This is a genomic window from Mesorhizobium helmanticense (assembly GCF_003034915.1).
Taxonomy (GTDB): domain Bacteria; phylum Pseudomonadota; class Alphaproteobacteria; order Rhizobiales; family Rhizobiaceae; genus Mesorhizobium; species Mesorhizobium helmanticense.
Genome location: NZ_PZJX01000047.1, coordinates 68382 through 91573, shown reverse-complemented (window position 1 = coordinate 91573; position 23192 = coordinate 68382). Strand labels below are relative to the sequence as shown.

Here is a 23192-nt window from a genome sequence, read left to right as displayed (position 1 = left end):
CTGGAAAAGACGATAGGCTGACCACCTCGCCGGAGGCGGTCGCTCGCCTGTTACCACGGAGCATCTGATATGAGCGAGCACAAGACCGCCGCACCCGACGCTGGCCTGCAGCGCCTGCGGCCGCCCTACGCCTCGGTCCTCGACCTGATCGGCCAGACGCCGGTCGTCGAGCTGACCAGATTCGACACCGGCAAGTGCCGGCTGTTCATCAAGCTCGAAAGCCAGAATCCCGGCGGCTCGATCAAGGACCGCATCGCGGTGTCGATGATCGCCGCCGCCGAAAAACAGGGCAAGCTCAAGCGCGGCGGCACCATCGTCGAGGCGACGGCCGGCAATACCGGCCTTGGGCTGGCCCAGGTCGGCATTCCCAAGGGCTACCGCATCATCCTGGTCGTGCCCGACAAGATGTCGCGTGAAAAGATCCAGCATCTGCGCGCGCTCGGCGCCGAAGTGCGGATGACACGCTCCGATGTCGGCAAGGGCCATGCCGAATATTATCAGGACATGGCCGAAAAGATCGCCGCCGAACTGCCCGGCGCCTTCTACGCCAACCAGTTCGCCAACCCCGCCAATCCGCTGGCCCACGAAACCACCACTGGTCCCGAGATATTTCAACAACTCGAAGGCGATGTCGACGCGGTGGTCGTCGGCGTCGGCTCCGGCGGCACGCTGACCGGGCTTGGCCGCTACTTCGCCAAGGTGTCGCCGAAGACCGAAATGGTGCTGGCCGATCCGGTCGGCTCGGTGCTGGCGCCGCTGATCAAGACCGGCAAGATGGAAGAGGCCGGCAGCTGGACCGTGGAAGGCATCGGCGAGGATTTCGTCCCGCCCAATGCCGATCTGTCGCTGGTGAAAAAGGCCTACTCCATCACCGACAAGCAGAGCATGCTGGCGGTGCGCGACCTGCTGTCGAAGGAAGGCATCCTCGCCGGCTCGTCCTCGGGCACGCTGCTTTCGGCCGCATTGCGCTATTGCCGCGAGCAGACGACGCCCAAGCGCGTCGTCACCTTCGTCTGCGACAGCGGCAACAAATATCTGTCGAAAGTGTTCGACGATTTCTGGCTGGCCGAGCAGGGCCTGGCCGAGCAGGAGCAGCATGGCGATCTGCGCGACCTGGTGATGCGCTCGCACCGCACCGGCGACACGGTGTTTGTCGGTCCGGAAGAAAGCCTGCTCAACGCCTATGGCCGCATGCGCCGCTCCGACGTTTCGCAACTGCCGGTGCTGGACGAGGGCAAGCTGGTCGGCATCGTCGACGAAAGCGATATCCTCGCCCATGTCGACGGCCCCTATGACAGCCGCTGGGACCGCTTCAAGGCCCCGGTCCGCACCGCCATGACCTCCAATCTGCACACACTGCAGGCCAGCCAGACGCTGGACGCGCTGCTGCCGGTCTTCGACCGCAACGAGGTCGCCATCATCTTCGACGGCGACGAATTCGTCGGCCTGATAACCCGCATCGACCTGATCAACCATTTGAGGCGCGCTCGATGACCATCAAAGCAACCGTATCGGGCAAGAACCGCCTGGCCTTTTCGACGCGCACCATCCATGGCGGCCAGACCCACGACCCGCTGACCGGCGCGGTGATGGTGCCGATCTACGCCACCTCGACCTATGGCCAGCAGTCGCCCGGCGTGCACAAGGGTTTTGAATATGCCCGCAGCCAGAACCCGACCCGTTTCGCCTTCGAGCGCGCGGTGGCCGATCTCGAAAGCGGCACCGCCGCCTTCGCCTTCGCTTCCGGGCTGGCGGCGATCGCCACGGTGCTCGAACTGTTCGATTCCGGCGCCCATGTCGTCGCCACCGACGATATCTATGGCGGCTCCTTCCGCCTGATGGAGCGGGTGCGCAAGCGCTCCGCCAATTTGCAGGTCAGCTTCGTCGACTTCACCGACCTTGCCGCGGTCGAGGCGGCGATCCGCCCGGAGACGAAACTGCTCTGGGTCGAGACGCCGACCAACCCGCTGCTGCGCATCGTCGACCTCGAAGGTGTCGCCGCGCTGGCCAAGCGCAAAAACCTTGTCTCGGTCGCCGACAATACCTTTTGCAGTCCCTATCTGCAACGGCCGCTGGAGCTCGGCATCGACATTGTCGTCCACTCGACGACCAAATACCTCAACGGCCATTCCGACATGGTCGGCGGCGTCGCCGTGGTCGGCGACAACAAGGATCTGGCCGACCGGTTGAAATTCCTGCAGAACGCCGTCGGCGCCATATCAGGCCCGTTCGACAGCTTTCTGGCGCTGCGCGGCATCAAGACGCTGGCGCTCAGGATGGAGCGCCATTCCACGAACGGCCTGAAGATCGCGCAGTGGCTGGAGACCCGCAAGGATGTGCGCCGCGTCATCTATCCCGGTCTCGCCAGCCACCCGCAGCACGCCATCGCCGTCCAGCAGATGCACGCCTTCGGCGGCATGATCTCCGTCGACCTCGACCGCGACTTGGCGGGCACAAAAAAGTTTCTCGAACGCACGCAGCTGTTCACCCTGGCCGAAAGCCTCGGCGGCGTCGAAAGCCTGATCGAGCACCCGGCGCTGATGACGCACGGGTCGATCCCGGCCGGGAAGCGGGCGGAGATCGGGATTTCGGATTCGCTGGTGCGCCTGTCGGCGGGGATCGAGGATGGTGATGATTTGATTGCGGATTTGGATCAGGCGCTGAGGGGTTAGAAGGCGCCAATTGGCTGTCGAAGCTGGCGCCGCCCCTCATCGCCCTGCCGGGCACTTCTCCCCGCGCGGGCAGGGTTATCGCATATGGCGCTCCCCCTCTCCGTCTCGGCTTCGCCGAGCCACCTCTCCCCCACTTTATGGGGGCGAGGAACCCAAGCTTTTCAAGCCGCGACCTCGGCGGTTGGCGTTTTCCTCGCCCCCATGGAATGGGGGAGAGGTGGCCGCGCAGCGGCCGGAGAGGGGGCAGCGCAGACGCCTCCCGACATGGATCCGCCACCACTCGGTTGACCCAAGCCGCATCTGCCTGAATTGTAGTGAGCCGATCCTCCTGGTTCCGGAAGCTATGAACAACCGACAACGCACCCAGCCTGCGGCAAACGAAGCCCCCCTCACCTTCGCCGTGCTCGTCTTCCCCGGCTTTCCGATGATGGCGTTCAGCTCGGTCATTGAGCCGTTGCGCGCCGCCAATGTGCTGGCGAAGAAGAATTGCTATCGCTGGATCATCGTCGGCGCCGACAGCGGCGCGGTCGAGGCTTCGAACGGCGTCGTCATCCAGCCCGGCTTCTTCGCCGGCGCTGCGCCGAAGGTCGACCGCATCGTCGTCTGCTCGGGCGGCGACGCCGATCATCTCGTCGCCGAGGACGCGGTGAGCTGGATCCGCAGGAGCCTGCGCGGCGGCGCCCATATCGGCGCGGTGGCCGATGCCGCGTTCTTTCTCGCCCGAGCCGGTCTGCTCGACGGCCATGCCTGCACCTTGCACTGGACCAGCCAGGCCGCCTTCACCGAGGCCTTTCCCAATATCGAGCTCAGGCGCGATCTCTATGTCATCGACCGCAAGCGCTTCACCTCGGCCGGCGGCGTCGGCAGCCTCGACATGATGCTGGAGATCGTCGCGTCGGACTATGGCGCCGAGCTTGCCGCCGGCATCGCCGAATGGTTCGTGCACAGCCCGCTTCGCTCGAGCGTCGACCGCAAGATGATGCCACTGCGCTTGCGCACCGGCGTCCGGAACGAGCTGGTGCTCTCGGCCATCGCCATCATGGAGGATGCGGTGGAGGAGCGGCTCGGCATGACCGACCTTGCCGCCAGGCTCGGCGTCTCCTCCGACAAGCTCGAGCGGAATTTCCGCGCTGAGCTCAGCATCTCGCCCAACGGCTACTACCGCCGCCTCAGGCTGAAGCGCGCCGCCGATCTCCTGGCGCACTCCAAGCTGATGGTGCGCGACGTGGCGCTGGCCTGCGGTTTTGCCTCGATGTCGAGCTTTGCGCGGGCGTTTCGTGAGGAGCATGGGCATGCGCCGAAGGTTATGCGGCGGCATTAGGTCTTGCGAGACGTCGGCGGGACAGCACCCCCCTCTGCCCTGCCGGGCATCTCCCCCTCAAGGGGGGAGATTGGACGTCACTTCAGCTTTCGCCAATCTCCAAGGTTGCTGAGTGAGCGCTGCGTGCGAAGCTGCCATCTCCCCCCTTGAGGGGGAGATGGCCGGCAGGCCAGAGGGGGGTGCTGTCCCGCCAACCTGTCTACGGCATCCGGCACGACATTTGCGGTTTTCCGCACAATGCCGGTACGTCGTTTGCGCCATGGTCTGCCTTTCCAGGAGGCGCCCATGAGCATCGTCGTTTTCGACCCCGACAGCACCGAGGATGTGGATTTCAAGGACCGTATGCGCCACCCCGCTGCGGCCGACCCCGCCGGCGGCATGTGGCTGTCCGACACCGAACCGTCCTTCATCGACGCCGACGCGCTGCGCAAGGGGCGGCTCGCCAGGCTGCGCGCCTGGATGCGCGAGGCCGGCTATGGCGGTGTCGTCCTGTTCGACCCCTATAACCAGCGCTACGCCACTGGCTCGCGGAACATGTTCGGCTATTTCCTGCGCAACTCGACGCGCTACTTCTTCATCCCCACTGAAGGGCCGATCGTGCTGTTCGAATATCCGCAGAGCTACCATGTATCCATGGTGCTCGACACGATCGACGAGGCGCGGCCCTCCAAGCTGGTCTGGTCTTCCGTATCGGGCCGCGACGACGAAACCGCCGGTCCCTTCGCCGATGAGATCACCGAACTCCTGAAGCAGCACGGCGGCGGTTCGATGAAGCTCGGGCTCGACCGCTGCAGCCATTTGCAGGCCCTCGCCTTGGAAAAGCGCGGCTGCGAGGTCAGGGATTGCCAGGGCGAAATCCTGGCGGTGCGCGCCGTCAAGACGCCGGAGGAAGTGAAATGCCTGCAAGTGTCGATGGCAGGTGCGGAAGCCGCCGTCTATGCAGTGCGCGAGGCGATCAAGCCCGGCGTGTCCGAAAACGACCTGTTCGCCATCATGTATGGCGAGGTGATCCGCCAGGGCGGCGAGTTCATCGAAACCCGGCTGCTCACCTCCGGCCAGCGCACCAATCCCTGGTTCAACGAGGCGAGCGGCCGCAAGATCAGGCCGGGCGAACTTCTGGCGCTCGATACCGACACGATCGGCTGCTACGGCTATTATTCGGACTTCTCGCGCACCTTCCGTTGCGGGCCGGGCAAGCCGACCGATTATCAGAAATCGCTCTACCGCATGGCGCATGACCAGGTTCAGCACAATATCGGGGTCGTCAGGCCTGGCATGGCGTTTCGCGAGATCGCCGAAAAGGCCTGGAAGATCCCCGATCGTTTTGTCGACCAGCGCTATACTTCCGTCATGCATGGTGTCGGCATGCATGGCGAGACGCCGTTCATTGCCCATGCCATGGACTACGAGACCTATGGCCGCGATGGTATCATCGTTCCCGGCATGGTGGTCAGCGTCGAGAGCTATATCGGTGAGAAGGGCGGCCGCGAAGGTGTCAAGCTGGAGGACGAGATCCTGATCACCGAGACCGGCACCGAACTTCTGTCGCGCTTCCCCTATGAGGACGATTTTCTGGAGAAACAGGTTTGACGCCCCATCGCTTCGTCATCCTGGGGCGCAGCAAGGAGCGCAGCGACGCAGCGCAGACCCCAGGATCCATGCCGTTACATTTCGGCTTTCCGACGGTGCAGAATTCTGTTCCGCTGCAGTCTTCGCTAGAGGTAACGGCATGGATTCCAGGGTCTTCGCGACGCCGCTTCGCGGCTGCTTCGCCCTGGAATGACGAAGTTCAGGCATCCGCATGAAAACGCCCATCGCCATCAAACGCGGCGCCGTGGCCGCCATCTTCATCGACCTGCAGGAGGAGCACCGGCAGGACCAGCGCTATCTCGTCGACGGCTATGAAAAAATCCTGGCCAATGTCCAGCGCCTGCAGGCGGCGGCGCGGGCGAGCGGCGTGCCGCTCTGGCACTGGGCCTATATCGTCGATCTCGACGCCCAGGACCGGCCGTTCCACCCGGTCGAGGCCGATGGCAAGTCGGCCTTCTCCGATAAGGACGACCCGTTGACCGCGATCTGTCACGAGGTCGCGCCAATAGATAGCGAAACCTTGCGGATCAAGGCCGAGGCCAGCGCCTTCCGCAGCGGCCCCGCCGCGGGCGAGCTCAAGGCGCGCGGCATCGAATGGCTGGTCGTTGCCGGGGTCTGGACCGAGGCCTGCATCGACGCCACCGTCAGGGATGCGGTCGCATCGGGCTTTCGCGTGCTCCTGGTCAAGGACGCCTGCGGCAGCGGCAGCGCCGCCATGCACCAGACCGCCATCCTCAACCTTGCCAACCGGCTCTATGGCGGCGCGGTCACCGACACTGACGGCGCCTGCCGGCTGCTTGCCGGCGAAAGCGTAACCGCCTGGCAGGTCGAAGGCTCGGTGCCTCTGCGCTTCACCTACGAAAATGTGGCCCGGCTCTACGGCGAGCTTTGACTCTGGTGCGGACCGCGATGGCCATGGATGTCGAGCGCCCCGGAAAGACCAGCCGAGGGAAATACGCCACCCGGCTTGATCCCGAGCTCTGGGACTACATTGACCGGGTCAATGGCTGGTACCCGCCCGAGATTTCCGGCCTGCCGATCGACAGGCAGCGCGCGGTTTATGACGCGATGTGCCGGGCGTTCCGTGAGGCCTACCCGGCCGGGGTCGAGGCCAGCGACAGCACGGTTGCCGCCGGCGACCATACCATTCCGGTTCGGCGCTACCGGATGGCGGGCGGGACGCCACAGGCGATCGTCGTCTATTATCACGGCGGCGGCTTCATCCTCGGCGGGCTCGACAGCCACGACGACATCTGCGCCGAGATCTGCGCCGGCACCGGTTTTGACGTTCTCTCAGTCGACTACCGGCTGGGGCCCGAGCATTTGCATCCGGCCGCCTTCGACGACGCACTCACCGTGTTCGAATGGGCCACTGCGACGTCAGATCTGCCGATCGTGCTCTGCGGCGAAAGCGCCGGCGGCAATCTTGCCGCAGGAGTGGCGCAGGCCTCGCGCAACCACCCTCGCCCCGCGATCGGCCAGGTGCTGATCTATCCCGGCCTCGGCGGTGACGAGAGCGCCGGCTCCTATGTCGAGCATGCCGAAGCGCCGCTGCTGACGCTGGGCGATATCGAGTTCTACCGCAACGTCCGCTCCGGCAAGACGCAGTCGCCCGATGATCCGACCTTTTCGCCGCTCCGAGACAGCAATTTCTCCGGCCTGCCGCCGACCTTCATCCTCACCGCCGAATGTGATCCGCTATCGTCTGACGGCCAGGTCTATCGCGACCGTATCCTAGCCGCCGGCGGCCGCGCCTGGTGGCGCGAGGAGCCGCGCCTGGTGCACAGTTTCCTGCGCGCCCGCAAGATCGTGCCCCGGGCCGGCGAAGCCTTTGCCCGCATCATCGCGGCCATCGCCGCGCTCGGCAAAGGCGACTGGCCGTACTGAGCGCGCTTGCGGAACGGCGCACAAGAACTGCGGAAGTCCGAACACTCCCTTGCGGCAGCCCGCCCTATCATCCCCTCCGAGGCAATGGCGCTCCGGCGATCGCACCCGTCCCCCGCGTCTGCCGGTCGGCCGGGGCGCCCAACAACAGGGGAACGACAATGAAGTTCATGTTGACCGGCAGATCATTGCATCCGCAGGCCGAACCCGTCGCCGACGGGTTCAAGAAGGGCCAGATGAACCGGCGCGAATATCTCGCCACCATGGCAGCCCTTGGCGTCAGCGCCGCCGGCGCGCTGGCGCTGGGCGGCCTGGCGCCATCTCCGGCCAGGGCCGAGGAGCCGAAGCGCGGCGGCGTGCTGCGCGTCGCCATGAACGTCAAGGGCTTCAAGGATCCGCGCACTTTCGACGGCGTCGAAATGTCCAACATCGCCCGCCAGTGCAACGAATATCTGGTCCGCTGGAACCGTGATTTCACCTTCGAGCCATGGCTGCTCGAGAGCTGGGAGACCAGCGACGATGCCAAGACGCTGACGCTGCATGTTCGCAAGGGCATCACCTGGTCGAACGGCGACACCTTCAACGCCGACGATGTCGTCCATAATCTCACGCGCTGGTGCGATGCTTCCGTCGCCGGCAATTCGGTCGCCGCGCGACTGGGCGCGCTGATCAACCCCGACACCAAGAAAGCCGTCGATGGCGGCATCGAGCGTGTCGACGACTTCACCATCAAGCTCAATTTGCCGAAGCCCGACATTTCGCTGATTGCCGGTGTGGCCGACTATCCCGGACTGATCATGCATCGCTCCTACGAGGGTGGCGACGATCCGCTGAAGGCGCTGGCGATCACCACCGGGCCTTGCGAACTGGTGTCATGGGACGCCGAGACCGGCGCCGAGGTCCGCCGCAAGGACAAGCCGTGGTGGAAGGGCGACTTCTACCTCGACGGCATCAAATGGGTCGACTACGGCTCCGATCCCAATGCCATGCTGTCAGCCTTCGAATCGGGCGAGATCGACACCAACCACGAAACCGCCGCCGATACGGTGTCGCAGACCGAACAGATGGAGCTCGAGAATTCGGAACTCGCCACCGGCTCGACCCTGGTTGCGCGCTTCAATGTCGGCAATCCGCCCTATGATGACGTCAAGGTGCGGCGCGCCGCCCAGCTCGCGGTCGACAATTCAGCGGTGCTGATGCTTGGCATCGACAATCGGGGCAAGCCGGCCGAAAACCACCATGTCGGGCCGATGCACGCCGAATATGCCGATATCGGCCCGGCCGTGCGCAAGGTCGACGAGGCCAAGAAGCTGCTCGACGAGGCCGGCAAGGCCGATCATGAATTCGATCTCATCTCGGTCGATGTCGACTGGCAGAAGACGAGCGGCGATGCGATTGCCGCGCAGATGCGCGAGGCCGGGCTGAAGGTCAAGCGCACCGTGCTGCCGGCGGCGACCTTCTGGAACGACTGGAGCAAATATCCCTTCTCCTGCACCGAATGGCTCGGCCGGCCGCTCGGCGTCCAGGTGCTGGCGCTCGCCTATAAATCAGGCGCCGCCTGGAACGAAAGCGCCTACGCCAATCCGGAATTCGACACTTTGCTCGACAAGGCGCTGGCCACCCCCGATGCCGCCGCCCGCAAGGAGATCATGGCCAGGATCGAGCAGAACCTGCGCGATTCCGGCATCATCATCCAGCCCTACTGGCGCTCGGTCTTCCGCACCTATCGCAAGGGCGTGCATGGCTGCGAGCAGCACCAGTCGCTCGAGCAGCATTTCGAGAAGGTCTGGATTGAGGCGTGATTGCGCTCTTTATTCCTTCTCCCCTTGTGGCGCGCAGCGCCAAGACGGTTGAGGGGTGCTGGACGATGCGATCGGTGCCAAGCTGGAACACCCCTCATCCGGCCGCTTCGCGTCCACCTTCTCCCATAAGGGGAGAAGGGAGAGCCACGCCCGAGTTCGAAATCTCCCGCCCAAGTCGAACCGTTTCCCGCACCAGCAGGTCCAGATCCTCGCGCCGGGTGCGGTGGTTGTTGATCGCCACCCTGAGGCAATGCTGGCCATGCACCGTCGTGTCCGAGAGGACGGCGATGCCTTCTTCCTGCAGCCTCAGCATGATCTCGGTGTTGAGCGCCTTCAGCGCCTCGCCTGTCAACTCGTCGCCAGCCAGCCCGTCGCCGCGATAGCGAAAGCAGACGATGTTGATGCTGGTCGGCGCCGTCAACTCGAGCGTCGGCTCGGCCTCGATCAGCCCGGCGAGCGTGTGGCCCTGGGCGATGTTCTGGTCGATCAGCCGGCCGAATTTCTCGACGCCGTGCTCCCTCAACGCCATCCATACTTTCAGCGCGCGAAAACCGCGCGACGTCTGCAGGCCGTAATCATGCAGCCATTGTCCGGAGGCGAGCCCGCGTGGCGTCGATTCCAGATACTCCGGCGTCACCGCAAACGTATCGCGATGCGAGGCGCCGTCCCTGACCAGGGCGCAGCCGACCTCGAACGGCGCGTGCAGCCATTTGTGCGGATCGAGCGCGATCGAGTGAGCGCGTTCGATGCCGGCGACACGCTGGGCATTTTCCGGCGCGATGGCGATCAGGGCGCCGATGCAGCCGTCGACATGGAACCAGAGGTCCTCTTCGGCCGCAACCTTTGCCAGCCCCTGCAGATCGTCGATCGCGCCGGTGTTGATGGTGCCTGCCGTGCCGATGACGCAGGCCGGCTTGAAGCCTGCCTTGCGGTCCTCGGCGATCACCCTGCGCAACGCGTCGATGTCGATCCGCAATCCGGCATCGGTCGGGATGCGCCGCAGCGCCCGGTTGCCGAGGCCGAGCGCTTCCATCGCCTTGCGGTGGCAGGAATGGATCTGGTCCGAGCCATAGAAACGCAGCGGCTTGGCGATTGCCGAGACGCCATATTCGCGCACGTCGACGCCGGCCTTGGCATTGCGCGCCACGGTTAGGCCGATGATATTGGCCATCGAGCCGCCACTGACCAGCGTGCCGCTGGCGGATTGGGGAAAGCCCAGCATCTGCTTCACCCAGTCGACCACCTGGCTGTCCATCAGGGCGGCGGCGTGGTTGCCGCCGCCGAGATTGGAGCCCTGGATCGCCGCCAGGAAATCGCCGAGTGCGCCGGTGAAATTGCTCGACCCCATGTACCAGGCCCAGAAGCGCGGATGGATATTGCCCATCGGATAGGCCATCAGTCTCTCGACGACGTCGCCATAGATTTCGGCCAGCGGCGTTGGTGATTGCGGCAGGGACGCGGTGAAGAAGTCCCTCACATCTCCAGGCATCTCCTGCCACACCGGCCGTTCCCTGACATCGCGCAGGTAAGCGACGGCATCGTCGACGATCCGATGCGACAGGACCTGCACATCGGCCCAGTCCGAGGGGTCAAGCGTTTCCTCGGTGGTCGTGGCGGTGAATCCAGACGGCGTGTCCATGCAGGTCGCTCCCTATATGCCGCCGTCACGCCGGAAACTGGCAGCCGGGCGTCGACTGCGAGAGCGCGATCTCCTCGGCGTCCATCTCGGCCTCGATGCCGTCGAAAAGCGGCGTCGTCATGTAACGCTCGCCGGTGTCGGGCAGCATGCACAGAATCACCGAACCGGGCGCTGCTTTTTCGGCGACCTGAAGCGCCACCGCGAAGGTGGCTCCGCCCGAAATGCCGGTGAAGATGCCTTCCTTCTGTGCCAGCGCCTTGGCCCATTTCATGCCTTCCGGTCCGGGAATGGGCATCACCTCGTCGTAGAGGCTGGCGTCGATCGCCTCCTGCAGCACGTCAGGGATGAAATCCGGGGTCCAGCCCTGGATCGGGTGCGGCTCGAAGGCCGGGTGGCTGGCGGCGGGGGCGCCACCGGCGCCGCGCTCCTGCGCCGTGCCGCTGCCGATGAGCTGCGCATTGGCCGGCTCGGCCAGCACGATCCGCGTCTCCGGCCGTTCGCGCCGCAGCACGCGCCCGACGCCGACGACCGTGCCGCCGGTGCCATAGCCGGTGACGAAGCAGTCGAGCCGCGCACCGGCGAAATCGTTGATGATCTCGCGCGCCGTCGTCGCCTCGTGGATGGCGGCATTGGCCTTGGTTTCGAACTGGCGGGCTAGGAACCAGCCATTGGCTTCCGCCAGCTCCACCGCCTTCTTGTACATGCCGAAGCCTTTCTGGGCGCGCGGCGTCAGCACCACCTTGGCGCCCAGCATGCGCATCAGCTTGCGCCGCTCGACAGAAAAACTGTCGGCCATCGTCACCACCAGCGGATAGCCCTTCTGCGCGCAGACCATGGCCAGCCCGATGCCGGTGTTGCCGCTGGTCGCCTCGACGACGGTCTGTCCCGGCTTGAGCGCGCCGCTGCGCTCGCCTTCCTCGATGATGTTGAGCGCCAGCCGGTCCTTCACCGAGGCCGCCGGATTGAAGAATTCGGCCTTCACATAGATCGTCGCATGGGCCGGGCCGAGATTGTTGATCCGGATCACCGGCGTATCGCCGACCGTGTCGAGAATGCTGTCGAACAGGCGGCCGCGACCGGCCGTGGTTCTGATTTTCTGTTTATGCAACATGTTGATCTCCTCGATCTTGTTGTCATGGTTCGTGGTCACGCGCCGGTTACAGACCGGCGGACTGGGCGACGAGGTTTCGAGACCTTGCCGCGCTAAGGTGACTTGACGGCATATGCCGCAACGGGCGCGTCCGGCACGGAAATACGCCGACGGGTGCACCTTGTCATTTTGAATGATAGAATATCGGCCGACGGCCAGCGTGGGAGCAGGCGTGGAAACGCACGTGGAATCCACTCGATCGAGCCTGGATGGCGGCACGGCAGGGCTTAGCGTGCGCCTGTTCGGGCCGCTGACCGTCGTCCGCGACGGCGCCACGGTGCAACTTCCGGCCTCGCGCAAGCTGCGCGCTCTCTTCGCCTATCTGGCGCTGGCCCCGCATCCCGTGGGCCGCAGTCGCTTGTGCGAGCTCTTGTGGGATGTGCCGAACGACCCGCGGGGCGAGCTTCGCTGGTGCCTGAGCAAGCTCAGAGGCATTCTCGACGACCCCGCCAGGGTCGAGACCTCGGACGATACGGTCGCGCTTGATCTCGGCGGCAGTTTCGTCGACGCGATCGACATTGCCTCGGCCGCAGCCAAGGGCGTCGAGACGCTCGATCTGGAGCGGCTGCAAGCCTTGTCCGAACAGTTCGCCGGCGATTTCCTCGAAGGCCTGGAGATCGACCGCAGCCCGTATTTCATGAGCTGGGTGACCGCGCAGCGCCGCCGCTTCTCCTCATGCCATGCCGCCATTCTGGAGCATCTCGTCAACAATCTTCCGGCGGGCTCGGGACGCGTGTCCGCCCATATCGAGAAATGGCTTGCGCAGGCGCCTTTCGACGGGCGCGCGCATGTCGCATTGCTGGAAAATCTGGCCAGGCGCGGCCAGATCGGCGCCTGCGAGGATCATCTTGCCGCCGCCGCACTGCTCTTCCAGTCCGAGGATCTGGATTTCGCTCCGGTCCGCGACGCCTGGCGGGCGATCAAGGAACGGCCATCGGTAGCCACGCCCTGCGCGCGCTCGATGGTCGCCTTGACGCCCCCGGTCGCGCTCGCCGAACCCGACGCCGTTCCGTTGCGCCGGGCTTCGCTGGCGGTGATGCCGTTTGTCGAGGAAGCCGGCATCGGCCTTCCCCGTGGAGGCCTGGCCGATGGCTTCACCCACGACATCATCACCCGCCTGGCCAAGCTCAGGGATTTCTTCGTCATCGCGCGCGGCTCGGTCTTCGCGCTGGCGGAAAGGAACATCGCGCCGGAGGATGCCGGCCGGCGGCTCAACGTCGATTATGTCGCCACCGGCACGGTGCGCAGCCAGCCGGGCCGCGTCGTCGTCAGCATCGAGCTCGTCGAGGTGCGCACCGCCAGGATCGTCTGGGCCGAGACGTTCGAGCGCCGGCCCGACGACGTCTTTGCCGTGCTGGACGAGATCGGCAACGCCATCGTTTCGTCGATCTCGAACGAGATCGAGACGGTCGAGCGCAACCGCGCCATGCTGAAGGCGCCGAACTCGCTCAACGCCTGGGAGGCCTACCATCGCGGCCTCTGGCATATGTACCGCTTCACCCGCACGGAGAACGAGCAGGCCCGGCATTTCTTCGACATGGCCTTGAAGCTCGATCCGACTTTCGCCCGCGCCTATGCCGGCCTGTCCTTCACCCATTGGCAAAGCGCCTTCCAGCGCTGGGGCGATCGCGATCAGGAAAGCGCACTGGCCTTCGAGGCGGCCGGGCAAAGCCTTCTGGTCGACGATCACAACCCGGCCGCGCACTGGGCCATGGGCCGGGCGCTGTGGCTGCGCGGCGAGCAGGACGGCTCGCTCATCGAGCTGGAACGGGCGGTCGACTTGAGCCCCAACTTCGCGCTCGGCCACTACGCTCTCTCCTTCGTGCATTCCCAGTCGGGCGACCCGAAATCGGCGATCGGCTCGTCCGATCATTCCAGGCACTTGAGCCCTTTCGACCCGCTGCTGTTCGGCATGCTCGGCTCCCGCGCCATGGCGCTTGCCCGGCTCGGCCAGTTCGACGAGGCGGCCGAGTGGGCGCTGAAGGCTGCCGCCCGTCCCAACGCCCACGTCATCATCCTGGCCATCGCCGCGCACTGCCTGGCGCTGGCCGGACGGCAGGACGAGGCCCGAAATTTCGCCGCCGCGCTGCGCAAGACGCACCCAAGCTACTGCGCCGACGATTTCATCGGCACCTTCCGCTTCGAACCCGACGCCGAGGCGCTGTTCCGGCAGGGGGCGAGAAGGATCGGGCTGGGCTGAGGCTGCGGTGGAGTGCTTGACCGTGTCCCGGTCGGGAAATCCGAGGACGCTACTGCCGTCCTATGCGCTGAAGCGCATCACGCAGCGGGCTATCCGAAACGTGGATGAATCCAAGGTACGGATGGGACATGTCGACGATCAGGAAAACCGCGCCGGCAACTGAAAGCGCGCAGACGAGCAGCGTGCAGATGACGGTCGTATTGACCGGCGCCAACAGACCGAAGGTGAAGAAGAGCAAGCCCAGCCAGAAGACCAGAATCGCAAGAAATGGCCAGGGGAGCCCTTCACCGCGCGTTTCGATCAACAGCCAATGGCCCTCGGCAATCTGCCCGCCGATCTGGATGGCTCGCGACTGCAGCGACCGTTGAGCATCGGTTAGCGGATGCAGGTCCCGCAGTTCGTCTTGCACAGGCTCGATGCCTGCTTCATCGGCCGCGGAACTGCGCGACTGGTCAGCATCGTTCGGATCGCCCCAGACATCGCGCAACCGGACCTCGACCAGCCTTCTAAGTAGCCCGCGTGCCTTTTCAGTCTCCGGGCCGTAATGCGCCATGACGCGATCAAGCAGCACCAGGCGGGCGACAGACGTCCTCAACTCCGTTTCGGCGCTGTTATGGTTGGCATTGGCGGAGGCGATCAGGAGCCCGAGTGCGAGTGCCGACAAGGTTCCGACCACCGCCGTTGCCAGCTTGATTACATCCTTGGAGTCGGCGCTCAGATGGTGGTCAGGCAGATAGGCACGCAACAGCATCCCGATCGACGCCGTACCGGAGAGGCAGAGAAATACGACCCCTCCGAGCAAGATAGCCGTCATGGATTGCCACCCCGTTGTTTCGCGACATTATCCATTCGGCGGCAGGAAAGCGACATGCTGCTTGACGCCGGCGGGCGGCAATCGGACGCCGAGGCGCTGTTCCGGCAGGGAGCGGGAGCGGAAAGGATCGGGCTGGGGTGAGGGCGGCGGTCCCGTCCCGACCAGGTCGGCGTCAACAGCTCGGCGAACCTCAAACGTATGGAAGGCACGCGCGGAACACGATCCAATCTGCGCGATTATATTAGGTAACGGAAATGTACGTGACATAATTTGTTGGGACCATGTCTGGTGGGTTTCATCGCGAGGAGGCGACGGGCATGGACAACGAAAGAGGCGATCTAGATCGCCAGAAGGAACTTCAGGCCAACGCGCTCGCCCGAGAGACCGGGGTCACCATGAACGAGGCGCTGGCGCTAATCGAGCTGGTGGGACCTCATCGAGGAGCGATGTTGCGAGTGGCGAAAATCGTGCAGGCCCGAAAGCGTGGCCGCACACCATGACAAAGCTGGCGGGCCTCTGGCGTCGCCGCATATCCCTGTCATCGCCCGTGGCCGCCGCGGCGGCGCTGCCCGACTTTACGAAAATGCCGACTGTCGCGCATATTCCGCCCGGGGTTTCGCGGCGCCAAGGCAGACGCCGCACTCCGTCGCGATTTGTTCCTCGACTTCTGCAACAACCAGGACGATGCCTTGAGGGGAGCTCTTTTCGACGAGTTCCTTTGGGTCATCGGCGAACGTGCCGAGAATCCCACCCGCAAAGCCGCCGCAGACCACGCCACCGACGACCGCCATTGCCAGCCATCCTCCTTCGAAGGGGATCGCGCCATACATCGCCAGCGACATGGCTGCAAGCAGACCAATCGAGGCGCCAAAGGCCGCTCCTACGACGGAGATGGCTGAAACGATTCCTGCTTCATCATCCGGAGGCCAGAACACGGTAATGTTTTCTCGAGGCACCCCTGCTGACAGCAGGGCTCTGACGGCGCTGACGGCGTCGAAACGAGAATCATAGACCCTGCTCACCGTTTGCGTCACTGGTCATCCACCCCTCTGGTTCCTCCATGATGCAAGCAATTTGCCCGCGGTGATCGTTTCAGGCCCTGCCGAAGGCTGGATCCGCAATTCATACAGACTCACCTTGCCGGGCTGCTGCCTTGGGTAACGACGGCTCGGGCAGGGATGGTCGACAGCGGGCGCTCGTCGGTCCCTTGATTCAGGTAGAGCGCACCACCTAGAATCAGGAACACAACGCCGATCGCCATGAGCCCGACCACCAGCACGGCAATCGCGGTGCCCAGGCCATTGCCAGTGTTGACATAGGAGGACTGCCACATTTTCTCGTCCATAAGGTCGTCGTTTAAACAGAGCCCGTAACGCCAGTCTCAGGGGAGCGTTCCCGCACCGGGCCTTTAGACCGACAGTTTCGGACTTCTGGGCATATCGAGTTAGGACCAAGGTCTGATTGTTCGCGGTTGGAAATGCCGGAAGGATCTCCGGCGAGGAACAAAGCCGGAATAAATGACGTTTCAAGTTGATTTGAGCGTTTGAAGGGTTTCCTATACAAGCGTCCAGATGGTGAATAGGGCCAGGGGACAAAGGTTCAGTGCTGGATTGGCCAATTACTATGGGGCATGGAACCGGCGGCCCGATTGTGCTTCCGTGCTCATCACGGGGAGAAGCAAAATGCCCGTTCCCTCATTGCGTTGGCTTTGCCGGCTCATCGCTCCTGCTTCGCTGGGAGCGATGCTGACATTCGTGCCCTGCATTGTTGAACTCGACCACTCAACGTTTCCTAAGGTTGGACCCGCTGCTGCTTACGCAAAGGGCGGCGCAGGCGGCAAGGGCAAAGGCAATAGCGGAAACGGCAACAACGGGAATAGCGGCAATGACAACTCTAAAGGCAATGACAGCGGTGACAGCGACGATGGAAGCAGCGGCGGGGAAACCAGGGTAAATCCGGCGACCGGCGACAAGGTGACGGTTCGGGGCAACGTTATCGAGGTTGTCCATCCCGACGGTATCAGCGAGAGAGTCGAGGCTGGGCGGTTCAGAATGAAGGACGCGCTCGGCCGCACCATTATCGATCGCGCCCTAAAAGCTTCCGACGTGAAGCGGTTAAAAGCCCTTTGATGTCTGCCCGTTCGGGAGCCTGTCGGTACAACCGCAATTCACGGGGCAGGCTGGTGCATCATGTCAACCGGCCTGTTCCTGGACTCATGCATTAAAAGCGCGGCCTCTGTGCGATTGCGAACTTTAAGTTTCGCGAGAATACGCGTCATATGATGTTTGATCGTCTTTTCCTGGAGCGCGAGCCTCTTGGCGGCTTCTTTGTTGCTCAATCCCTCCGCTACCAGCGACAGTATTCCAAATTCACGGTCCGAGAGTTGCCCGATGAGATCGACCTTCCGGGTTTCGGGCTGGATCAGCTCGTTCAACAATTGAGCCGAAAGCGTAGGCGGGATGTATTTTTCTCCGGCAGCGATGCTTTTCAATATCTCAGCCAGTGAACTCGAGCGGACCCCTTTCAGAACATAGCCACGAACACCTGTCTTGAGCGCGAGTGCCAAATCGGCATTTGCCTCCGATACAGTAAGAATCACGATCTTCTGGTTGGGGGACTTTGCCAAAATGTTCGCGGCGGCCTGCAGTCCCCCGCCAGGCATGCTGATGTCGAGCAGCATTACGTCCGGCTGCTCGATCCGGGCGAGCCTTTCAGCATCTGCAGCGGTGGCGCCTTCACCGGCGATTTCGAAGCCACCGATTTCACGGAGGCTGCGTGCGACGCCTTCGCGAAAAAGCGGATGGTCATCAACAATAGTGATGCGAACGACAGCGCTCATTGTTGTTCCTCGATCGATAGGGTGACGGTCAACCGCGTACCCTTGCTGCTGGAAGAGGTTTCGAAACGGCCTCCGATGCTTTCTATTCGCTCCCTCAGGCCGGCAAGTCCGAGCCCTTCGCTTGATGCCAAATCGAAGCCGGAGCCGCCATCCGAGACTTCAATCTGGAGCTTGCCGCCCGTCATCGAGGCTTTGACCGCCTGGTCCTTGCCGTTTGCGTGGCGCCATGCGTTGTTCAAACCCTCCTGGGCGAAACGATAGATGCTGATCTTTTCGGATGTTCCCAGTTCAGGAAGCCTGGCAGGAAGGGTAAGCGCTACCGAGGACGCTGTCCGGCGCTGGTGCTCGGTAACGGCAAGTCGCAATATGTCCCCAACTGCCGCGGTTTCGATCTGTGGAAGCACAAGGCCGTTGCAGATGGCGCGTATCTCGCGCATTGCCTCGTCCAGCGTGTGATGAATGTTCGCGATTTCTGCCTTGCGATCTTTCGACGGCGCGGCTGGATCGACCAAGTGAAGGCTGTCCACCCGAAGCGCCGCCAGTGCGACAAGCTGAGCTGGGCCGTCGTGGAGATCGGCGCCAATGCGACGCAAGTAGCGCTCGTTGATCGCCGTGGCACGCCGCGAGGCGCGCTGCACGCGATGGCGCAATTTCGAGTTTTGCGACAGCAGCTCTTGAAGTTCGGCTATTTTTGCTTCAAGCGCCAGGCGCTGCCTGTGAATTGTGCGGCTGCCGCGAAGCACGATGCCCGACAACATTGCGAGCGCCGCCGCCGTCGCTCCTCCCACGACAAGCCAGCTCGACCACAAGGCCGCGTTCAGGGTTTTCTGGAAGTCGTCGGCGACTTCATAGAATTCCGAGACGGCTACCACATCGCCCGACCATGGCTCGCGCACCGGATTGTAAATCTCAAGCAGCCGCGAAGTCGTTCCCTTCTGCTGCCGCTCGCTGTCGTCCAGTCTGTCGAATTCGGCAAAAACATCTCCCCCGAAAGCGCGTAACAGGTTCGCACTCGGCTCAAACACCTGGCCGATCAACCGTGGGTCTTTGGAGTACAGTATCTTGCCATCACGACCCCAGAGGTTGAACGAGACCAGCTTTTTTCCAAGCGCACCCTGGTCCAACGTCTCGTCAAGCGCTTGTTTGACGCTGTCGCTAAGCGCTTCGTTCTTGCGCATGTCCGGCAGAAGCGGCGCAATCACGCTGTCGACGTAAAGGGCGGTGGTGCCGGCGGAATTGCGAATAACGGCTTCCCTGATCTGCGATGTGACCCACAAGCCTACCATCAGCATTGCAGCCAAGAGAGCGATGCCGCCGGCAATGAGGAACTGCAAGGCCAGCGAAAGCCTGCTCCACCGCTGATAGAAATTCTCAACGTACCGCACGGTTCAATTGATGTCCGAGCTTCACCGGGCCGTATCCTAGCGTCCCCAGCTTGGGGCGTCTCGACATTTAGAACAGTTGGTGCTGCCAACAAGTGAAGCACTACCAGCAATGTGATGTCCGGCTTCAAACTCTATCCAGAAGCGACATTCCGTACTTGGCCCAGATTCTCGCGCATTCATTTGCGCGGAGGCTACAGTCCCCCCTCTCACCGAACGCCACAGTAGCCGAGCGCACGACGTAGCATTCGGGCGGGGCTAGTGCCACGAATTGGATCGCTTCGCCCAACCTGCGGGGCGCAAGGTTGGCGTCCTGCTTGCGGCGGACGTCGTATACGCCTGAAATCCGGGCGCCCTCATTCCTGCGTTCGAACATAGCTTCCATCAAATCATAGGACATCTCGATCTCCCGAAATCAATTTCCACCGCCACTCGAAGAAGGGCGGCGGTGGAATTATTTCACCGCACAGTTATTTCAGTCCAAGATCTTCACGATCTTGCGCGTGCCGGGATCGACCAGGACAGTCCGGTCATCAACAACCACATAGCGATATTGCACATCCGGTACTTCATACAGCTCGACCGTGTCTGGAAGGGCGGACCCTATGTTCAGTTCGACCCCTGGTATCTTGACCGAGGCGAGCGGCTTTTTCTTTACGTATTCACGTACAACCGTCTCCTGCTCAGGCGCGATGATCACGTCCTGTGCGGCAACCGCACCGACGCCCGCCAAAAGCAAAAGTCCTGCAAGTGAAGTCGAAAGGGGGATTCTCATGGTTCTCTCCTTGACGCGAGCCCACCGCTGTTTGCATCACTCGTGGCTCGCTTTCTGAACAATGGCGTTGATGCGGACACCTGGAGGCGAACGTGCCCTTGCCGACGATGTTCCCAACTTGGGCTTTGGTCCTGACGCGGTAGGACCTTTGCCGGGTTTGATTGGGGCTTAGGTCCGACATGGCACCTAAAGGGCCGAAGGTTTTGTGTCGGAAGGCGCGTTCCGCAAGTCCGTTCAAAGCAAAACAGTGAGCCCGCGCTTCTGGCGGAGAAGCGCGGGCTCGATCAGGTCTGTGACCCGATCTTGGCAGCAAGTGTAGGGGCACTACCGGCCATAACTCGAACTTTTAGAGGCCGCTAATGTTCCTCGGAATCTTAAGCCGGCGTACTTCATTCCGATAGCGCTTGCCGCCGTTCGGCGCACCCGACCCTGCATCGTCCGAATGTTGATCGCAAGGCGCGCGGCAATTGAGGGTTCGCACCACCGCTGCGGCGTGGCGGCGCGAACCCTATCGGCGCAGGAAGGGACGTAGCTGCGCAGATGCCATTGAAATCGACCCTCAGTTAACGAACATGCCAATCGCCAGGAACGTCATGGAGACAGCGACGATCGGCATCAGTAGCCAGCGGGCTTGGTAAACACTCTTGTCCATGGGGCGGGCTCCTCCCGTAACTTGCAGGGAGCAACGAGGATGAGCAGTTGCAGTTCCGGGTGGCACCATCTGCCCGCCCTTTGCGCGCGACAGGCTGGACTTAAGTCCCATGAAAGACGGGTTCGGGATGGACTGAAGGCTAACCCGAGGAACGTTCAAGGCTGTCTCAAGTTTGGGGTAGGCTTGGTGTGAAGATGATGGCGTCCATCGCGCCGTCCTCGTTGATCCAGGCGCACGCAAAGATCGTCAAGACTATGGATTGACCTGCATAGCGTGGGGAGGAGGAGAAGCCCGCCGCTTGCAGGCGGCGGGCGGCTTTCGCGCAGCCCAATACTCAATCAGAACATGAAGCAAGAAAGCCCACCGCTCACAGCGCCCTATCCGGGCATCGCCATGCGCGGCCTTAACGATCCATTTCCGATTTTGGCGGTACGCCTTGTGTCGAAGATCAATCTCGATTCATGGCGCCAGGATTATTCCGTCAATGTCAGTTGTCGCGTTCCCGATCAGTCGAGAGGTTTCCACTGTGCGGCTCATCGCCAACACCATCGACCGGCTTCATGGCGAGGACGCAGCCACATTCTGGCGCGAAACAGCCAGGCACCTGCTCTCAGTCGCGCTCGAGCGAGGCTATGAAACCGAAGCCGCGCGTCATGAAGTCCGACAGTTCTTTAACGCGGTTCAGCTCACGTTGCACAAATCGCTGCCCGAATTTGCGGACCAGGAGAAATCCTGAGCGCTAGAGCACGATGCCAAAAAGTGTGAAGCGGTTTGACCTGAAATCGTCCGGCTCTAGCAGAGCACCTGGATTAGCGAGTGCGCCCGGCGCTGGCGTGCTGGTGGCTGTCAGCAAACCCACCCTAAAAAGAGCCGCAATAAGCGTAGGTGAACGAGCGGCTCATCCCGAATTCAGTGACGCGCACGCAAGCCGGCTCGCCGGACCACAGCGTCACCAAGCGACCAGTCGCATTGGCGGCGGCTTTGAACGCCGAGGGCGCAACAATGCTTTGGGACGCTGTGACCGTACTACCATGTATTTCTTCAACAACGAATTTTGGCATTATCGATCTCCAAGCAAAGCGGCGGATGCCGCAGCGCCGACAATCAGCGAGAGGGCTCGTCGGTCATTCGCGAAGCGACGAGCCCTCCACCCCAGGCCCCAAGCCCAGCGATGCAATTGCGGTGCCAACTTTGTTGACCCATTTCGGGTCATTCCCCTGCGTAAGCAGTATCCAGCCCTCTGCGTAAGCAGTGCTCAGCCGGCGTACTTCATTCAGATGTTTCGGCTCCAATTTCTCTCAGTACATGTTCGGCGGCCGGCGCCCCCCGCCAAGATCGCTGGTCAAGGCCCTGCGGCTGTAGTGTAGTCTGCCAGCCGCAGGGCCAAGCTCAGGTCCGCCGCGCTGACCACTGAAAGTAGCCGGCGACATCGCGTGGCTTGCCCTGTTCCCCGCCAAATCACGCAATGGGCGGCACATTAGCGACAGCGAAAACACGGGATCAATATCGGAGGTTGTGGATAAACCGATCAAAAAAGATCTGTGACAAATATGCCGTAGGGGAAGGTTGCCTCGCGGAGGCCGGCGATAGGACAGTATAGTTGTCCTATCAGTCTCTTCGCTTCTACGGCATCGCGACCGCGCAGGCCAGGTTGGACTGTATGCTGCCCGACCCTAAAACTATCTCAGCTCCGCCCAATCCACCAATCCGTGGTCTTTGACAGGCTCGATCTGGTCGGGCACGGTGTGCTGACAAAATATGACAAGGTTACTGCAAGCGTAGCGGGCATTTGGGACAAGAATGCCGGACGGATCGTTCGCCTCCATTGACCCTAGAAAGTGAGCGGCTTCGCCGACCTGCTGACAAGTTGGATATTCAGCCTTCCGGTAAAGGTAGTCTAGACGTCCAAAGTTTGCGATATCGACACCAAGACGTGCCAATAAATGACGATCAGAGAGGTCGTAAATTCCGTTGAGAGAGACCTCAATTTCATGGAGCGTGTAGCGTAGCTTGGATGGGAAAACTGGTTGCCCTGCTTTGAGGTGAAAGTACATCTCGGCAATCGCACCCCTGCGCTCCAGGGATGTGTAGAGAACTTCGAATTGTCCGGTGTCCCAGCGATTTCCAGCGGAGGAACCTTGGCAGGGATCACGTCCCTCGCGAACGACGCGCCAAACGTGCCCCTGATACGGTGTAACAGGTAATTCTTCCATCGCGTCGATTAGTCGACTGTCGCGCGGAGGGAACCGGTTCAAGGTCAGAGATATCCGTCAGAATCGAGTCGATTCAATACATTTAACACGTCAATGGTACGGCCACTATGGATGAGATCAACCGCACGCTCATCCCCTAGCTGAGGGTGTCGCGAGTACAGCCAAGTACGGATTTCTTCCTCAGTATAGTAATCCTGCAACCGCCGCACGACGTAAACAAGGTCAGAGAGCACCATCTCATTACGCGGCTGAGGTCTGG

At 62.5% G+C, this 23192-nt stretch carries 21 protein-coding genes; 11 read left to right on the top strand and 10 right to left on the bottom strand.

Annotated features, from left to right (window positions below):
• Positions 1–69: 69 nt before the first annotated feature.
• The 7 genes from C9427_RS25675 to C9427_RS25635 all read left to right on the top strand — a co-directional run bounded on the left by C9427_RS25675 (position 70) and on the right by C9427_RS25635 (position 9269).
• A complete protein-coding gene (locus C9427_RS25675; RefSeq protein ID WP_107651868.1) occupies positions 70–1494 on the top strand; it encodes a pyridoxal-phosphate dependent enzyme in 1425 nt (474 codons plus the stop codon).
• The gene (locus C9427_RS25670; RefSeq protein ID WP_107651867.1) at positions 1491–2672 is read left to right on the top strand and encodes a trans-sulfuration enzyme family protein; all 1182 of its coding nucleotides are present in this window, start codon (positions 1491–1493) and stop codon (positions 2670–2672) included. Before C9427_RS25675 ends, C9427_RS25670 begins: the two co-directional genes overlap by 4 nt.
• Positions 2673–3015: 343 nt before the next feature.
• Positions 3016–3993, top strand: coding sequence for a GlxA family transcriptional regulator (locus C9427_RS25665; RefSeq protein WP_107651866.1), 978 nt, complete (start codon positions 3016–3018; stop codon positions 3991–3993).
• A 285-nt stretch (positions 3994–4278) separates the two neighbouring features.
• Positions 4279–5583 carry a M24 family metallopeptidase gene (locus C9427_RS25655; protein ID WP_107651865.1) on the top strand — a complete coding sequence of 435 codons (1305 nt, stop codon included), beginning with the start codon at positions 4279–4281 and terminating at the stop codon, positions 5581–5583.
• Positions 5584–5794: 211 nt separating this feature from the next.
• Positions 5795–6475: an isochorismatase family protein gene (locus tag C9427_RS25645; RefSeq protein WP_107651864.1), complete on the top strand. Its 681-nt coding sequence runs from the start codon at positions 5795–5797 to the stop codon at positions 6473–6475.
• A 23-nt stretch (positions 6476–6498) separates the two neighbouring features.
• Positions 6499–7470: an alpha/beta hydrolase gene (locus tag C9427_RS25640; protein ID WP_107651985.1), complete on the top strand. Its 972-nt coding sequence runs from the start codon at positions 6499–6501 to the stop codon at positions 7468–7470.
• 158 nt (positions 7471–7628) lie between these two features.
• A complete protein-coding gene (locus C9427_RS25635) occupies positions 7629–9269 on the top strand; it encodes an ABC transporter substrate-binding protein (protein WP_107651863.1) in 1641 nt (546 codons plus the stop codon).
• A gap of 94 nt (positions 9270–9363) precedes the next feature.
• Here the strand turns inward: C9427_RS25635 and C9427_RS25630 are convergent, their stop codons facing one another.
• Both C9427_RS25630 and C9427_RS25625 read right to left on the bottom strand, forming a co-directional pair.
• Positions 9364–10908, bottom strand: a complete 1545-nt coding sequence (locus tag C9427_RS25630; protein WP_107651862.1) for a pyridoxal phosphate-dependent decarboxylase family protein — start codon at positions 10906–10908, stop codon at positions 9364–9366.
• A gap of 25 nt (positions 10909–10933) precedes the next feature.
• Positions 10934–12019 carry a PLP-dependent cysteine synthase family protein gene (locus C9427_RS25625; RefSeq protein ID WP_107651984.1) on the bottom strand — a complete coding sequence of 362 codons (1086 nt, stop codon included), beginning with the start codon at positions 12017–12019 and terminating at the stop codon, positions 10934–10936.
• 172 nt (positions 12020–12191) lie between these two features.
• Here C9427_RS25625 and C9427_RS25620 point away from each other — a divergent pair, with 172 nt between their 5' ends.
• Complete coding sequence (locus C9427_RS25620) at positions 12192–14258, top strand: transcriptional regulator (protein WP_425351678.1); 2067 nt, start codon at positions 12192–12194, stop codon at positions 14256–14258.
• Positions 14259–14307: 49 nt separating this feature from the next.
• On the opposite strand, the gene C9427_RS25615 is transcribed toward C9427_RS25620, so the two are convergent.
• Positions 14308–15072 carry a bestrophin-like domain gene (locus C9427_RS25615; RefSeq protein ID WP_107651861.1) on the bottom strand — a complete coding sequence of 255 codons (765 nt, stop codon included), beginning with the start codon at positions 15070–15072 and terminating at the stop codon, positions 14308–14310.
• A gap of 317 nt (positions 15073–15389) precedes the next feature.
• Between C9427_RS25615 and C9427_RS25610 the strand changes: the two genes are divergently transcribed.
• On the top strand, positions 15390–15572 hold the full coding sequence (locus C9427_RS25610) for a hypothetical protein (protein ID WP_245437175.1): 183 nt from the start codon (positions 15390–15392) through the stop codon (positions 15570–15572).
• Between the two features lie 75 nt (positions 15573–15647).
• Here the strand turns inward: C9427_RS25610 and C9427_RS33890 are convergent, their stop codons facing one another.
• Together C9427_RS33890 and C9427_RS25600 are read right to left on the bottom strand one after the other, a co-directional pair.
• A complete protein-coding gene (locus tag C9427_RS33890) occupies positions 15648–16106 on the bottom strand; it encodes a hypothetical protein (RefSeq protein WP_146172598.1) in 459 nt (152 codons plus the stop codon).
• Between the two features lie 98 nt (positions 16107–16204).
• Complete coding sequence (locus C9427_RS25600) at positions 16205–16417, bottom strand: hypothetical protein (protein ID WP_245437174.1); 213 nt, start codon at positions 16415–16417, stop codon at positions 16205–16207.
• Positions 16418–16754: 337 nt separating this feature from the next.
• Here C9427_RS25600 and C9427_RS25595 point away from each other — a divergent pair, with 337 nt between their 5' ends.
• Positions 16755–17201 (top strand): hypothetical protein, encoded by a 447-nt coding sequence (locus C9427_RS25595; RefSeq protein ID WP_146172597.1) that lies wholly within the window; start codon positions 16755–16757, stop codon positions 17199–17201.
• Between the two features lie 38 nt (positions 17202–17239).
• Here the strand turns inward: C9427_RS25595 and C9427_RS25590 are convergent, their stop codons facing one another.
• The 3 genes from C9427_RS25590 to C9427_RS25575 all read right to left on the bottom strand — a co-directional run bounded on the left by C9427_RS25590 (position 17240) and on the right by C9427_RS25575 (position 20068).
• On the bottom strand, positions 17240–17911 hold the full coding sequence (locus C9427_RS25590; protein ID WP_107651857.1) for a response regulator: 672 nt from the start codon (positions 17909–17911) through the stop codon (positions 17240–17242).
• Positions 17908–19245, bottom strand: coding sequence for a sensor histidine kinase (locus tag C9427_RS25585; RefSeq protein ID WP_107651856.1), 1338 nt, complete (start codon positions 19243–19245; stop codon positions 17908–17910). Before C9427_RS25585 ends, C9427_RS25590 begins: the two co-directional genes overlap by 4 nt.
• Positions 19246–19768: 523 nt before the next feature.
• The gene (locus C9427_RS25575; protein WP_107651854.1) at positions 19769–20068 is read right to left on the bottom strand and encodes a DUF1236 domain-containing protein; all 300 of its coding nucleotides are present in this window, start codon (positions 20066–20068) and stop codon (positions 19769–19771) included.
• Between the two features lie 1136 nt (positions 20069–21204).
• On the opposite strand from C9427_RS25575, the gene C9427_RS25570 reads away from it, so the two are divergent.
• Entirely contained in the window at positions 21205–21456 is a 252-nt protein-coding gene (locus C9427_RS25570) for a DUF6074 family protein (RefSeq protein ID WP_107651853.1), read from the top strand.
• Positions 21457–21580: 124 nt separating this feature from the next.
• Here the strand turns inward: C9427_RS25570 and C9427_RS25565 are convergent, their stop codons facing one another.
• Together C9427_RS25565 and C9427_RS25560 are read right to left on the bottom strand one after the other, a co-directional pair.
• Entirely contained in the window at positions 21581–21781 is a 201-nt protein-coding gene (locus C9427_RS25565; protein WP_107651852.1) for a hypothetical protein, read from the bottom strand.
• A 618-nt stretch (positions 21782–22399) separates the two neighbouring features.
• Positions 22400–22975 (bottom strand): RES family NAD+ phosphorylase, encoded by a 576-nt coding sequence (locus tag C9427_RS25560; RefSeq protein WP_107651851.1) that lies wholly within the window; start codon positions 22973–22975, stop codon positions 22400–22402.
• Positions 22976–23192 lie beyond the last annotated feature (217 nt).